The sequence below is a fragment of the Pseudomonas baltica genome (assembly GCF_031880315.1).
In the GTDB taxonomy this organism is placed as follows: Bacteria; Pseudomonadota; Gammaproteobacteria; order Pseudomonadales; family Pseudomonadaceae; genus Aquipseudomonas.
In genome coordinates, this window is sequence record NZ_CP134771.1 from 3,371,009 (window position 1) to 3,384,549 (window position 13,541).

Genomic DNA, 13,541 nt, shown 5'->3' on the forward strand with positions numbered 1-13,541 from the left:
GGGCACCAGAATGGGGACGCGCAAGGGGTGATCGGTATTGGCCATATACCGCAGATGAATCAATGAAAACGGCAGCCCAAGGCTGCCGTTTTCAGGGTATCACTCAGCGGGTTTTTTCAGCTTCGGATTCGGGAAGAACTGCACGACCTGGACTTTCGGGTTGGCCACCTTCGGCGCCGGCTTGTTGACCCGCGTCCCCAGTTCGCTCGGCACCGAGTTGCCTTGCTCGTTGAGGGTGTCGGCATAGCCACAGGCCACACATTCCCGGTGGGGAACGTCATCGACGCTCCACATCATCAGTTTGTCCGGCTCGCTGCACGCCGGGCACACTGCCCCGGCGATAAAGCGCTTCTTGGTGATCATGCCGCCGCGTCCTCGCTCAAGCCGCTATGGCGCAGCAACGCATCGATGGAAGGCTCGCGACCGCGGAAGTCGACGAACAGCACCATCGGCGCCTGAGAACCGCCGCGGGCCAGGATGGCTTCACGGAAGGCACGCCCTGTCTGCTCGTTGAGCACGCCTTCTTCCTCGAACTTGGAGAACGCATCCGCCGACAGCACTTCAGCCCACTTGTAGCTGTAGTAACCCGCCGCGTAACCGCCGGCGAAGATGTGCGCGAAGCTGTTAGGGAAGCGGTTGTAGGCCGGTGGACGCATGACCGAGACTTCGTCGCGAATACCTTCCAGCACTTGCGCCACGCTGCGGCCATCGCCGTGGGTGGCGTGCATCTCGAAGTCGAACAGCGAGAACTCCAGCTGGCGGACCATCATCAAGCCGGACTGGAAGTTCTTGGCGGCGAGCATTTTTTCCAGCAGGTCCTGGGGCAAGGCTTCGCCGGTCTCGTAGTGACCAGAGATCAGCGCCAGGCCCTCGGGCTCCCAGCACCAGTTTTCCATGAACTGGCTCGGCAGCTCGACCGCATCCCAGGCCACGCCGTTGATGCCGGATACCCCAGCATGCTCGACGCGGGTCAGCAGGTGATGCAGGCCATGGCCGAATTCGTGGAACAGCGTGGTGACTTCATCGTGGGTCAGCAACGCGGGCTTGCCGGCATCGGCGGGGGTGAAGTTGCACACCAGGTTGGCCACCGGGCTCTGCAACACGCCGTCCAGGGTGCGGCGACGATCGCGGGCGCCGTCCATCCAGGCCCCGCCACGCTTGTTGGCGCGGGCATACAGGTCGAAGAAGAAGCGCCCGACGTGCTGGCCGTTTTCCTTGATCTCGAACAGACGTACGTCCGGGTGCCAGGTGTCGAAGCCTTTTTGCTCGGCAATCTCGATGCCGTACAAGCGTTGCACGATAGAGAACAGACCGCCGAGCACCTTGTCGATCGGGAAGTACGCACGCAGGGCTTCCTGAGACACGCTGTAGCGCTGCTCGCGCAGTTTTTCGCCGTAGAAGCCGCTGTCCCAGCTTTGCAGATCGGCGCAGCCCTGCTCGGCGGCATAGGCCCGCAGCTGTTGCAGGTCCTGCGCAGCGAACGGCTTGCTGCGCTTGGCCAGATCGCGCAGGAAGCTCAGCACCTGATCGCTGGACTCGGCCATCTTGGTGGCCAGGCTCAGTTCGGCGAAGTTGGCGTAGCCCAGCAGGCTGGCCAGCTCCTGGCGCAGGTCGAGGATCTGCTCCATGACCGGGCCGTTGTCGTTCTGGCCGGCATTCGGGCCCTGATCCGAGGCGCGGGTGCAGTAGGCCGCGTAGACCTCTTCACGCAGTGCGCGGTCATGGGCGTAGGTCATCACCGCGTAGTAGCTGGGGAACTCGAGGTTGATCAGCCAGCCGTCGAGGTCCTTGGCCTTGGCCGCCGCGGCCATTTGCGCCTTGGCCGAGTCGGTCAGGCCGGCGAGCTTGGCCTCGTCAGTGACGTGCTTGGTCCAGGCCTGAGTGGCGTCCAGCAACTGGTTGGAGAATTTGCTGCCAAGCTCCGAGAGGGTACTCTGCACTTCGGCATAGCGCTTCTGCTGCTCAGGCGGCAGGTCGATGCCCGACAGGCGGAAATCGCGCAGCGAATGCTCGAGGATGGTTTTCTGGGCGATGTCGAAGCCCGCCGCTTCAGGGCCATTGGCCAGTGCTTCGAAGGCCTGGAACAGCTGGCGATTCTGGCCCATCTCGGTGGAGTAGGCGCTCAGTGCAGGCAGGCAGCCTTCGTAGGCCTGGCGCAGTTCAGGGCTGTTGCACACGGCATTGAGGTGGCTGACCGGGCTCCAGGCGGCGCCCAAACGGTCGTTGAGTTCGTCCATGGCCAGCACCAGGCCGGCCCAGGTCGGTTGGCTGCCCTGGTTGGCCAGCAGCTCGGCGATGGCTTTGCGGTTGTCGGCCAGGATCTGTTCAATCGCTGGTTGCACGTGCTCTGGACGGATCGCAGAGAACGGTGGCAGGTCGTAGGACTGCAGAAGCGGATTGTTCGCGCTCACGGTTAAACACCTTGGCTGAGAAGAAACACTGGGACATCTTAATTACAATCGACGCTGACCGCAGCTATCGCTATCAAAGAAGGAGACTATCGTGGCCATTCGTACATTCCACAAGCACACGCCAGCGCTGGGCGAGCGGGTCTTCGTCGACCGCTCGGCGGTGGTCATCGGCGATGTCGAACTGGGCGCCGACAGCTCGGTGTGGCCACTGACGGTAATCCGCGGCGACATGCACCGCATCCGGATCGGCCAGCGCACCAGCGTGCAGGACGCGAGCGTGTTGCACATCACCCATGCGGGGCCGTTCAATCCGGAGGGCTTCCCCCTGATCATCGGCGACGACGTGACCATCGGCCACAAGGTCATGCTCCACGGTTGCACTCTGGGCAGTCGCATTCTGGTGGGCATGGGCAGCACCGTGATGGACGGCGCAGTGGTCGAGGACGAGGTGATCATCGGTGCCGGCAGCCTGGTGCCGCCGGGCAAGCGGCTGGAGAGTGGTTATCTCTACGTCGGCAGCCCGGTCAAACAGGCACGGCCGTTGACCGACAAAGAGCGGGCGTTCTTTACCTACACCGCAGGCAACTACGTGAAGCTCAAGGACCAACACCTGGCCGAAGGCTTCGACCAGAGCGAATAAGATCGGGACCCTCATGCATTATCAAAATATTCTGTTCGACCTCGATGGCACGCTGACCGACCCGCGCCTGGGCATCACCCGCTCGGTGCAGTATGCGCTGGCCAAGCTGGGTATCGACGAGCCGGACCTGGTGGCGCTGGAGCATTTTATCGGACCGCCGCTGCTGGAGCAGTTCATGCTTGCCTATGGCTTCGACGAGGCGTGGGGCTGGGAGGCGCTGAATCATTATCGTGATCGCTTCAAAGTGACCGGCATTTACGAAAACCAGGTGTTCGATGGCGTCGTGGACTTGCTGGAGACCTTGGTAGCGCAGGGCAGACACCTGTATATCGCCACTTCCAAGCCGTGGGAATTCGCCCGCGAGATCGCCCGACATTTCGACTTCGCTCGGCATTTCAAGGTGATCTACGGCAGCGAGCTGGACGGCACACGGACCAACAAGGTCGAGCTGATTAGGCACATTCTCGAGCAGGAACGGCTTGATCCCGTGCATACCTTGATGATTGGCGACCGCAAGCATGATTTGATCGGTGGCAAGCTCAACGGCCTGGATGTGGCGGCGGTGGGGTATGGGTTTGGCAGTCGGGAAGAGCTGCAGGCCGAGCAGCCGACTTGGCATTTCGAGACGTTGGCCGAGTTGCGTGGCGCGTTCCTGCAAATGCCATAGGCCAGCGGCGAGCTCACGGCCCCTTCGCGAGCAGAACTCACTCCCACAGGTGAATGCGGCCAACGTGGGAGCGGGCTCTGCCCGCGAAGGGGCCATCAGCCTCAGCGCATCAATTGCTGGAGGAATGCCTTGCGCTCAGCCGCCGGCAACCCGCCCAGGCGTCTGACTTCGGCATAAAACGCCAGCCAGTTACCGTTCACCTGCTTGAACACTTGCGCAAACGCCGGCACGTACTGGTCGTACAGCCCGAACGGCAGCAACTTGGCGTTGTTCAGCGGCGAATACACCCAGGCATCGAACCGCCCCTTGCCGCCCCACTGGCTCATCTTCAGGACTTCATACTGCTGGCGCAGGCGCTGAAACTCCGCCGCCTTGGCGCTGCGCATGGGATCAGCGCTCAATGGCTGCGCATAGAGCTGCTGCAGGCGCGCGCGTGTCTCCAGCACCAGCTGGGTAAACTGGTCCAGCTGGCGGCTCAGATCGACGTTGGCCGGCGCCAGCCCCCGCGCCACACGCCATTGTCGAGTGCCTTCCTGCTCAACGAAGGTGGCGTAGGATTCATTGAATTCGGTGTCGTTCTTCACGTAGAAATTCTGATGGGCCAGCTCGTGGAAAATCAGCGTGGCGAGGCGCTCATCGCCCCAGGTCATCATCGAGCTGATGATGGGGTCATCGAACCAGCCCAAGGTCGAATAGGCCTCTACGCCCCCCACATAGACATCCATGCCCTGCTGGCGCTGTAACGCCGCCGCCCCTCGAGCCGCGCCCTGGCTGTAATACCCGCGGTACGCCACGCAGCCGGCAATAGGGAAGCAGTGGGTTTGCGGATTGAGGGAAAACTCCGCCGTCGCGAACACGTTCCACACCACTGACGGTCTATGGATATCAACATACAACCGATAGCTGCGGTTATCCGGCAGATGCAGGTGCTGGCTGGCGAAATCCCGCGCCGCCTGAGAGCGCTCGAGGCGCGCGCGCAACCTGGCGTCGGTGGCTGGATCAGCGATGACGGCGGTCACCGGCTGCCGCCCGCGCAGTAGCTGCCACTGGCCGTCCGCCAGCTGCCCGTAATAGCTCAGGGTGGAGCAACCACTGAGCAGCCCGAGGAGCGCCAAGGGAACCAACACCCGAAAAAAACGGTCGAGTGAGCCAAGGTTTGAGCGTACCAACGAAAAAAATCCCATCTGCGCCATCGGTTGTCCTGCCCTATGTACAAAATCCGTCCGAGTTGTCAGTCACGACGCTATAGGCGGGCAGGGCACCATGTTGCCTCTTCGGAGTTTTGCCATGCGTGAAATATTGTTCGTCTGTACGGTGATGGCCATGCTGTCCGGCTGCAGCACCCTGCCCGATCCCGATCCTAACCAAGCCTGGATCGACCTGCACCCCAAGGCAGACACCTCGCTGCGTGCTGAACAAGTGGACGCCCATGACTGGACCGACAAACGTTATTTCGAAGTACAACCCGGCAGCCATGAACTCAAAGTACGCTATCAGTTTGCCGTCGATCCCACCAATATTGGCCCCAACAGCGAAACCCTGTGGCGCGACTGCCAGTTGAGCCTGAACTTCAAGACCTTCAATGCGGGCGAGCGCTATGAGCTGGAAGCCGGCAGCCTGGGCTTTCAGCCGTGGGCGAAACTCTATGACCAGCAGCGCAAGGTAGTTGGCCAAGCCAAACCGGCCGGCTGCCAGAGCGCTTGAGGTAGCGGGGAGACTAAGCCTAGGTTAAGCGCAAGAGGTGCAGCGATGCTGTGGCCTGCTAGCGAGCAGCGCCCGCTACCACAGGAGGGTCGTGGGGCTTGAGCGGTGATATGCTTCGTACATCACCCGCGGAGTCCGCCATGCGCCACCTGCTTCCCCTGTCACTGGTCAGCTTGCTGAGCGCTTGCACGTTACCGCCGCTGCCGCCCGAAAATCCGCAAATGGCCTGGATCGACCTCTACACCCAGACCGGCCGACTGGTCATGGCCGAACGCTTGGACGGCAAACGCCTGGATGACGGCCGTTACTTTCAGGTCACCCCTGGGCCGCACACCTTGCTGATTCGCTTCGATTACGAGGTCACCTGGGGGGCGAGATGGAACGATCCGCAATACCGCACCTGCTACATGCGCGTGGAGTATCCGGACTTCAAGGCCGGTCAACGGTATCGTCTGGAAGGATGGGTGCTGGGGATTTCGCCTGAGGCAAGGCTGCACGACGCCAGTGGCGCTATCGTCGGTGACGACAATCAGCAAAGCTGTCTGTACTGACTGCAGCGGCTACAGGGCCTGGCCGCCGCGCTACAGGGTCAGCGATCGTTCTTCTGGTAGATGATCTTCATGCGGCCAAAGTTGCAGGACCCGACGATCATCGCCGGATCCTGGCTCTTGGCTTCTTCGGCGGAGATGATCTCCAACGTATAAGACGTCACGCCTTGCGCCTGGATCTTGGCCTCGATCTCGGCCTTCAAATCCTCGCACGCCTTGGGCGCCGCCAGCGCGTTGCCGGCCACGATCATCAACCCGAGCGCCAACCACACCCGCCTGTGGGAGCGGGCTGAGCCCGCGCAGAGGCCACCACGAACAACCGAACGCTCGGCTAGCGTGACTGGGCCTCGCGCCACACCGAGGTGTTCGCTTCGTGGGCGGGACCCACTCCCACAGGTAGGCTCATTTATCACAGCAGTGTTGCATCCAGGCTGATCTCGGCACCCTTGAGCACCTTGGATACTGGGCAACCCGCCTTGGCCTTGTTGGCCAGCTCAAGGAACTGCTCTTGCGTAGCGCCTGGCACTTTAGCCTTGAGAATCAGGTGCACAGCAGTGATGGCGAAACCATCTGCCTGCTTGTCCAACGTCACTTCAGCGGTCGTGTCGATACGTTCTGGAGTCAGATTTGCCTCGCCCAGAATCATCGACAGCGCCATCGAGAAGCAGCCCGCATGAGCGGCGCCGATCAATTCTTCCGGATTGGTACCGGGCACGCCTTCGAAGCGTGTATTGAAACCATAGGGAGTGTTGCGCAGCGCGCCGCTTTCCGTAGAAATCTGGCCTTTGCCCTGCTTCAGATCACCTTCCCAAATTGCCGATGCTGTCTTTTTCATGAAAACCTCCGTAAGGGTCGCACTCGAAAATAAGTACCGTCACCCCTATTCAGAGGTGACGCTCGTCAGCAAGTTCAGACCGATTGCAAAGCAGGTATTGAATTAGGTGGATATGCCCATATCATGAACCCACGCCTGTGACGCGATGATCACACGGTCATGCGCCCTGGCAACTGTCGGGGTGCATCGACCCAGCAGAGGATGTTCAAGCCTTATGAAACGACTCGCCGATATCAAGATTTCCACCCTCGACCTGGTGCCCGTGCGCGCCGACAAGGGCGCGGCGCAATCGCTGCGCAACTCGCTGGACCTGGCGCAACACGTCGAGCGCCTCGGCTACAACCGCTTCTGGGTGGCCGAACACCACAACATGGACGGCATCGCCAGCTCGGCCACCTCGGTGTTGCTGGGATATCTGGCCGGCGGCACCTCGACCATCCGCGTCGGTAGCGGCGGGGTGATGCTGCCCAACCACGCGCCGCTGGTGATCGCCGAACAGTTCGGCACGCTCGAAAGCCTGTATCCGGGCCGGATCGACCTGGGCCTGGGCCGCGCGCCTGGTTCGGACCAGATGACCGCCCGCGCCTTGCGCCGCGAGCGCTCCGGCAGCTCCGACGACTTTCCTGATGACGTCGCCGAACTGATCGAATACCTGGGCCCGCGCTTCCCCGAGCAAAAGGTCATCGCCGTACCGGGCAGTGATACCAACATCCCCATCTGGCTGCTGGGCTCAAGCCTGTTCAGCGCCCAGCTGGCAGGCATGCGCGGTTTGCCCTATGCCTTCGCCTCGCACTTCGCACCGCGCTACATGCACGAGGCGATCCGCGTGTATCGCAACCACTTCCAGCCTTCCGCCGTGCTCGATGAGCCCTACGTGATGCTCGGAGTGCCGTTGGTGGTGGCCGAGACGGACGAGCGCGCGGAATATCTGGCGACGTCAGTGTACCGGCGCATCCTCAACCTCATGCGCGGCAAGAGCTTGATGCAACAGCCACCGGTGGAATCGATGGAAGGCCTGTGGTTGCCCCACGAGCGCGAGGCGGTAGGGGACTTCCTCGGCCTGGCGATGATCGGCAGCGCGGCCAAGGTTCGCGCCAAGCTGGAAGTATTGGTCGAGCAGACTCAGGCAGACGAACTGATCTTTACCTGCGATCTGTACGAACACGCCGACCGGATTCGCTCGTTCGAGTTGCTGGCGCAGGCGGTCAGGGGCTGAAATATGGCCATGCAGGGCCGGCCTCTTCGCGGGCAAGCCTTGCTCCCACAGGGGTACGACTCAGGATCGGTCACTGTGTGGAAGCAAGGATTGCCCCCACAGGGGTACGACTTCTCTGTGGGAGCAAGGCTTGCCCGCGAAAGGGCCCCTGAGCCATCCATATTCCAGCACCTCACACAGCAAAAAGCCGGCATCCAAGCCGGTTTTTCTGCATCTGAATCATCAGCCTTTCTTGTACACGATCTCTTTGCTGCCTGCCTCGCAAGTCCCGACCACTTTGGCATCCGCGCCTGCGCCCTTGGCGACTACGTCAAGCGAGTACCCCGACGCACCTTTGGCCTTGATCTTGGCATCGATCTCGCCCTTGAGGTCGTCACACGACTTGCCTGCCGCAAATGCGCCACTGGCAATACTCAACAAACTTACCGCCAACAGAAACTTCTTCATCGGTCACATTCCCTGGTCGGATCAAACAATAAAATGGGCGCCTCCCGAATTTGGTCAGCGCCCGCTACTTGTAGCCGAATAAACCCACCTCAGCCAGCCCGAAATATCGGGCGCTGATGTAGGGAATTTCCGATCAGCTGTGCTCGATGCGGAAGCCGACCTTCAACGTCACCTGAAAGTGCGCCGCGCGCCCAGCCTCGATGTGGCCTCGGGTCTCGGTAACTTCGAACCATTCCAGGTTTTTCAGGCTCTTGCTGGCCTCGGCCAGGGCATTGTTGATCGCATCTTCGATGCTGGTCGGCGAGGAGCCGACGAGTTCGATCTTCTTGTACGTGTGATGGTCACTCATGGTGGTTCTCCCTAGTGGTCTGATTTCAGCGTGACAGCGCTGTGGTCTTGTACATCTGTGGGGAAATACACGGGAAAAGTTCACCCGCACTGCACTTTCTGCACAGCGCGCAGTCGGAAACTACACCGCAACTCATCCCCAAGGAGAAGTCACCATGGCCAATACTTCGTTACGCAAAGCCTCGCTGCAGAGCATGGAAGCCGAAATCGAAAGCCTGCTCAAGTCACTGGAGAGCCTGAAGGAGGACGCGTCCGGAGAGTCGTTGAAAACCCTCAAGGCGCTCAAGGCCAATGCCGAGAATGCCCTCAAGCACTCGCGTCATCTGCTCAGCGATGTCTATGAAGAAGTGAAAGTCAAAACCCGCGAAACCAGCGTCGCCACCCGCGACTACGCTCAGGAACACCCGTGGACCACCGCTGGTGTGGCCGTCGGCGCGCTCGGCCTGTTGGCTGCGTACCTGATCACCAAGCGTGACTGAATTCGGTAATACGCCGTACCCGTGACGATGCTTTCAGGGCCCGGTCGCGAGCAAGCTTTGTTCCCGCGCTGCAAATAGTTACAGCAGCGAGCAACTGCAGGAGCACGGCTTGCCCGCGAAGGCGTCTCAGGCATCACACGGGCTGGCGCTGCAACTCGGCTTTGAGCCACTGCGCCAGTTGCTGCGCGCGCCCATCTGCGGCGCGCCGCGGCACCCACAAGGCCAGGCGAGCTGGGGTTTCAGTAAATCCCCAAGGCGCTGCCAGCCGACCTGCATTCAAGTCGTCCGCCACCAATGGCTCGGGCGCGATCGCGATCCCCAGTCCGGCGACCGCCGCTTCCAGCAAATAATACAGATGCTCGAACGCTTGCCCGTAACGCAGAGCGTCGACCGCTATGCCATTTTGCTGCGCCCAACTGGGCCATGCCTGCAACCGCGAGGTGGTCTGCAGCAGCGTCTCGTACTGCAACGCGCTGACCGGTGCCCCGTGCAGCCGTTCGAAGCCGACGAAGCGCGGGCTGACTACCGGGCCGATACGCTCGCTGGCCAGCTCGAATATCTGCATGTCCGCGGGCCACGGCGGCTCGGCGAACACCAGCAAGGCGTCGAGCCCGGGCCGGCGCGGATCGAGATCACCTTCGCCGGCAGACAGGTGCAGGCGCAGATCCGGCAAGTCAGCATTCAAGCGCCCCAGCCGCGGAATGAACCAGCGTGCCAACAGGCTGCCGGAACAGCCCAGCACAAATGGCGCGTCGGCACTGCCTTGGCTGATCTCGCTGCATACGCCGCGCAAACGCTCGAACGCATCGCTGCTGGCGTCACGTAAGCGCACACCGGCATCTGTGAGTTTAACGCCGCGCCCATCCTTGCTGAACAAGGCCACGCCCAGATGCTCTTCAAGCACCTTGATCTGGCGGCTGACGGCGCCATGGGTCACATGCAACTGTTCACCCGCCAGGCTGACGCTGTTCAGCCGGGCGGCGGCTTCGAAGGCCCGCAGGGCATTCAGAGGGGGGAGGTCACGGCTCATGATGATATGTGAGGTTTCCTGACAGGTTGCGGCAATCTTATCGGTTTTCATCTGCTCGCGGGGTGACTACAGTTATTCCCATCGACATTTGATGTCCAACCTCTTTCTTGATCACTGGAGCGTTCCATGACCCAGAGCAATTTGCGCAACGGCCCCGACGCCAACGGCCTGTTCGGTGCATTCGGCGGCCGCTACGTAGCCGAAACCCTGATGCCACTGGTGCTGGACCTGGCCCGCGAATACGAGGCGGCCAAGGTCGATCCTGAATTCCTCGAGCAGCTGGCGTATTTTCAGCGCGACTATATCGGCCGTCCGAACCCCCTGTACTTCGCCGAACGCCTGACCGAGCACCTGGGTGGCGCGAAAATCTTCTTCAAACGTGAAGAACTCAACCACACCGGCGCCCACAAGGTGAACAACTGCATCGGCCAGGTGCTGTTGGCCAAGCGCATGGGCAAAAAACGCCTGATCGCCGAAACCGGCGCCGGCATGCACGGCGTGGCCACCGCCACCGTCGCCGCGCGTTTCGGCCTGCCTTGCGTGATCTACATGGGCGCCACCGACATCGAGCGCCAGCAGGCCAACGTGTTCCGCATGAAGCTGCTGGGCGCCGAGATCGTCCCGGTCACCTCTGGCACCGGCACCCTCAAGGACGCCATGAACGACGCCCTGCGTGACTGGGTCACCAACGTCGAAGACACCTTCTACCTGATCGGCACCGTCGCCGGCCCGCACCCTTACCCGGCCATGGTTCGCGACTTCCAATCGATCATCGGCAAGGAAACCAAAGAGCAGATGCAGGAGAAGGAAGGCCGTCTGCCCGACAGCCTGATCGCCTGCGTGGGCGGTGGCTCGAACGCCATGGGCCTGTTCCACCCGTTCCTGGATGACACCAGCGTCGAAATCATCGGCGTCGAAGCCGCCGGCCACGGCGTCGACTCCGGCAAACACGCGGCCAGCCTGAACGGTGGCGTGCCGGGCGTACTGCACGGCAACCGCACCTACCTGCTGCAGGACGACGACGGCCAGATCACCGACGCCCACTCGATCTCCGCCGGCCTCGATTACCCGGGCATCGGCCCCGAGCACGCCTGGTTGCATGAGATCAAGCGCGTCAACTACACCAGCATCACCGACGACGAAGCCCTGGCCGCATTCCACACCAGCTGCCGCCTGGAAGGCATCATCCCGGCGCTGGAAACCGCTCACGCTCTGGCCGAAGTGATCAAGCGCGCGCCGACCCTGCCCAAGGACCACCTCATGGTCGTGTGCCTGTCGGGCCGTGGCGACAAGGACATGCAAACCGTCATGAACCACATGGCCGCTACCCAGGAGAAATCGGTATGAGCCGCCTTGAACAACGCTTCGCCGACCTCAAGGCCGAAGGCCGCGCCGCGCTGGTGACCTTCGTGACCGCCGGCGACCCTGGCTACGATGCATCGCTGGCGATCCTCAAGGGCCTGCCAGCCGCTGGCGCCGACGTCATCGAGCTGGGCATGCCCTTCACCGATCCGATGGCCGACGGCATCGCCATTCAGCTGGCGACCTTGCGCGCCCTGGAAGCCGGGCAGACTCTGGCGAAAACCTTGAAGATGGTCCGCGAGTTCCGCGTCGACGACAGCACCACGCCGATCGTGCTGATGGGTTACTACAACCCCATCCACCGCTTTGGCGTCGAGGCATTCGTCGCCGAGGCCAAGGCTGCTGGCGTCGATGGCCTGATCATCGTCGACCTGCCACCGGAGCACGACGCCGAGCTGGCGACCCCGGCCCAGGCCTCCGGTATCGACTTCATCCGCCTGACGACCCCGACCACGGATGACGTACGTCTGCCCACCGTGCTCGAGCGCAGCTCAGGCTTCGTCTACTACGTCTCCGTAGCGGGCGTGACCGGTGCCGGCTCCGCCACCAGCGATCAGGTCAGCAGCGCCATCGAGCGCCTGCGCCGCCACACCGACCTGCCGATCAGCGTCGGCTTCGGTATCCGCACCCCCGAACAGGCCGCAGCAATCGCGCGCCTGGCCGACGGAGTAGTGGTCGGCTCGGCACTGGTCGACAAGGTCGCTAAAGCGGCCAATGCCGATCAAGCGGTCGACGATGTACTGACACTGTGCAAGGCCCTGGCCGACGGCGTGCGTAAAGCCCGCGTCAGCCAAGCGTAAAGTTCCTGATACAAAGGAATTAGCCCCTGTTTTCAGGGACTAACGCTGCAAGAACAAAGGGAGGTCGCTTTGGGCGGCCTCCCTTTTTTGCTGTTAGTGCCTGAGGATACATTTGATGAAATTGCCAAAACCGCTGATCGCTGCCATGGGTATCGTGCTGGTTGGTGTGACCCCGCTGTTGCAAGCGGCTCCAGGGCCGGATGATCGCGGCCAGGGTGGTGGTGAGCAACATCAGCAAGGACCGCAGGGTCAGCAAGGTCAGCAGCAACAGCAGAATCACGGCCAGCAGGGCGGGGGCAACGGCGCCGGTCACGGCAATCAGCAAAGCAACCGCGGCAATCAGGGTGGCAACCGTCCGCCGCAAGACTTCGGCCCGGTGCGCCAGACCATCTCGCAAAACCGTGGCAGCTTCGGTCGCGGCAACCCGCTGCCACCGAACATCCACGTCGAACGCGGTCGTCCATTGCCACGCGGTTACGGCCGTCCGCTGGACGCCGGTGCACTGCGCCACCTGCCGCACTATGATGGCTACCAATGGCGCCGGCTGGGCAGCGACGTAGTGCTGGTCGCGATCGGAACCGGCCTGGTCTACGAGATTCTGGACAACGTGCTGAACTGACCTCACTCTGCGACGTACCGACGCGTCGAACCGATCCCTGTAGCGAGGGGGCTTGCTCCCTCGCTACACGTGCATTTCGTTACCCGAAAATACTCAGATCCAATGGTCTTACCGCCCCCATCCAGATGGCATGGTTGGCGTGATCCGCCAGCTCATCGCCCGTTTCAGGGTGCGTAAACACCACCAGTCCATTGCGATTCAACGCCAACCACCCCAACACCGCCCCGATATCCTCGACCGCCACGGTCAACTGGCAGCTCCAGTCCGGATGCGGCCCTACCGGGCGCTGGTGCAGACGGCCCATCTTCAACCCGAACACCCGCACAGCTTCTTCGCATAACGCGCGGGCCTGGGGCAGGGTGCTGGCGTCGTAGTAGATGTGAGCGTGATAGGAGTGGATGATGGACACGGGGGGAGGACCTCGGTGGAAAAGCG

General features: G+C 62.0%; 18 protein-coding genes. 9 read left to right on the forward strand and 9 right to left on the reverse strand.

Annotation, left to right across the window (positions count from 1 at the left end; translation table 11 throughout):
* Positions 1–99: 99 nt before the first annotated feature.
* Together REH34_RS14960 and prlC are read right to left on the reverse strand one after the other, a co-directional pair.
* Positions 100–363 (reverse strand): YheV family putative zinc ribbon protein, encoded by a 264-nt coding sequence (locus REH34_RS14960; RefSeq protein ID WP_226503763.1) that lies wholly within the window; start codon positions 361–363, stop codon positions 100–102.
* On the reverse strand, positions 360–2,411 hold the full coding sequence (gene prlC, locus REH34_RS14965; protein ID WP_311968290.1) for an oligopeptidase A: 2,052 nt from the start codon (positions 2,409–2,411) through the stop codon (positions 360–362). The genes REH34_RS14960 and prlC overlap by 4 nt, the downstream gene beginning before the upstream one ends.
* A 91-nt stretch (positions 2,412–2,502) precedes the next feature.
* Between prlC and REH34_RS14970 the strand changes: the two genes are divergently transcribed.
* Both REH34_RS14970 and REH34_RS14975 read left to right on the forward strand, forming a co-directional pair.
* Positions 2,503–3,051, forward strand: coding sequence for a gamma carbonic anhydrase family protein (locus REH34_RS14970; RefSeq protein WP_226503765.1), 549 nt, complete (start codon positions 2,503–2,505; stop codon positions 3,049–3,051).
* A 13-nt stretch (positions 3,052–3,064) separates the two neighbouring features.
* Positions 3,065–3,718, forward strand: a complete 654-nt coding sequence (locus REH34_RS14975) for an HAD family hydrolase (protein WP_311968291.1) — start codon at positions 3,065–3,067, stop codon at positions 3,716–3,718.
* Positions 3,719–3,819: 101 nt separating this feature from the next.
* Here the strand turns inward: REH34_RS14975 and REH34_RS14980 are convergent, their stop codons facing one another.
* A complete protein-coding gene (locus REH34_RS14980; protein ID WP_311972096.1) occupies positions 3,820–4,902 on the reverse strand; it encodes an aminopeptidase in 1,083 nt (360 codons plus the stop codon).
* 103 nt (positions 4,903–5,005) lie between these two features.
* On the opposite strand from REH34_RS14980, the gene REH34_RS14985 reads away from it, so the two are divergent.
* Both REH34_RS14985 and REH34_RS14990 read left to right on the forward strand, forming a co-directional pair.
* On the forward strand, positions 5,006–5,422 hold the full coding sequence (locus REH34_RS14985) for a hypothetical protein (protein WP_311968292.1): 417 nt from the start codon (positions 5,006–5,008) through the stop codon (positions 5,420–5,422).
* A gap of 140 nt (positions 5,423–5,562) precedes the next feature.
* Positions 5,563–5,973: a hypothetical protein gene (locus REH34_RS14990; protein WP_311968293.1), complete on the forward strand. Its 411-nt coding sequence runs from the start codon at positions 5,563–5,565 to the stop codon at positions 5,971–5,973.
* A gap of 38 nt (positions 5,974–6,011) precedes the next feature.
* Here the strand turns inward: REH34_RS14990 and REH34_RS14995 are convergent, their stop codons facing one another.
* A complete protein-coding gene (locus tag REH34_RS14995; RefSeq protein ID WP_311972097.1) occupies positions 6,012–6,221 on the reverse strand; it encodes a DUF1161 domain-containing protein in 210 nt (69 codons plus the stop codon).
* 158 nt (positions 6,222–6,379) lie between these two features.
* A complete protein-coding gene (locus REH34_RS15000; RefSeq protein WP_226503770.1) occupies positions 6,380–6,805 on the reverse strand; it encodes an OsmC family protein in 426 nt (141 codons plus the stop codon).
* A 214-nt stretch (positions 6,806–7,019) separates the two neighbouring features.
* On the opposite strand from REH34_RS15000, the gene REH34_RS15005 reads away from it, so the two are divergent.
* Positions 7,020–8,021 carry an LLM class flavin-dependent oxidoreductase gene (locus tag REH34_RS15005; protein WP_311968294.1) on the forward strand — a complete coding sequence of 334 codons (1,002 nt, stop codon included), beginning with the start codon at positions 7,020–7,022 and terminating at the stop codon, positions 8,019–8,021.
* 222 nt (positions 8,022–8,243) lie between these two features.
* On the opposite strand, the gene REH34_RS15010 is transcribed toward REH34_RS15005, so the two are convergent.
* A complete protein-coding gene (locus REH34_RS15010; RefSeq protein WP_226503772.1) occupies positions 8,244–8,468 on the reverse strand; it encodes a DUF1161 domain-containing protein in 225 nt (74 codons plus the stop codon).
* Positions 8,469–8,601: 133 nt separating this feature from the next.
* On the reverse strand, positions 8,602–8,817 hold the full coding sequence (locus REH34_RS15015) for a dodecin (protein WP_226503773.1): 216 nt from the start codon (positions 8,815–8,817) through the stop codon (positions 8,602–8,604).
* A gap of 154 nt (positions 8,818–8,971) precedes the next feature.
* Between REH34_RS15015 and REH34_RS15020 the strand changes: the two genes are divergently transcribed.
* Positions 8,972–9,295 carry a YqjD family protein gene (locus tag REH34_RS15020; protein WP_226503774.1) on the forward strand — a complete coding sequence of 108 codons (324 nt, stop codon included), beginning with the start codon at positions 8,972–8,974 and terminating at the stop codon, positions 9,293–9,295.
* A 133-nt stretch (positions 9,296–9,428) separates the two neighbouring features.
* Here the strand turns inward: REH34_RS15020 and REH34_RS15025 are convergent, their stop codons facing one another.
* Positions 9,429–10,376: a LysR family transcriptional regulator gene (locus REH34_RS15025; RefSeq protein WP_311968295.1), complete on the reverse strand. Its 948-nt coding sequence runs from the start codon at positions 10,374–10,376 to the stop codon at positions 9,429–9,431.
* Positions 10,377–10,451: 75 nt separating this feature from the next.
* On the opposite strand from REH34_RS15025, the gene trpB reads away from it, so the two are divergent.
* The 3 genes from trpB (at position 10,452) to REH34_RS15040 (ending at position 13,106) form a co-directional block, all read left to right on the forward strand.
* Positions 10,452–11,672 carry a tryptophan synthase subunit beta gene (gene trpB, locus REH34_RS15030; protein WP_311968296.1) on the forward strand — a complete coding sequence of 407 codons (1,221 nt, stop codon included), beginning with the start codon at positions 10,452–10,454 and terminating at the stop codon, positions 11,670–11,672.
* Positions 11,669–12,487, forward strand: coding sequence for a tryptophan synthase subunit alpha (trpA, locus tag REH34_RS15035; RefSeq protein ID WP_311968297.1), 819 nt, complete (start codon positions 11,669–11,671; stop codon positions 12,485–12,487). Before trpB ends, trpA begins: the two co-directional genes overlap by 4 nt.
* A gap of 115 nt (positions 12,488–12,602) precedes the next feature.
* A complete protein-coding gene (locus REH34_RS15040) occupies positions 12,603–13,106 on the forward strand; it encodes an anti-virulence regulator CigR family protein (RefSeq protein ID WP_311968298.1) in 504 nt (167 codons plus the stop codon).
* 79 nt (positions 13,107–13,185) lie between these two features.
* Here REH34_RS15040 and REH34_RS15045 read toward each other — a convergent pair whose 3' ends face one another.
* Entirely contained in the window at positions 13,186–13,515 is a 330-nt protein-coding gene (locus REH34_RS15045) for a DOPA 4,5-dioxygenase family protein (RefSeq protein ID WP_311968299.1), read from the reverse strand.
* Positions 13,516–13,541: the final 26 nt, after the last annotated feature.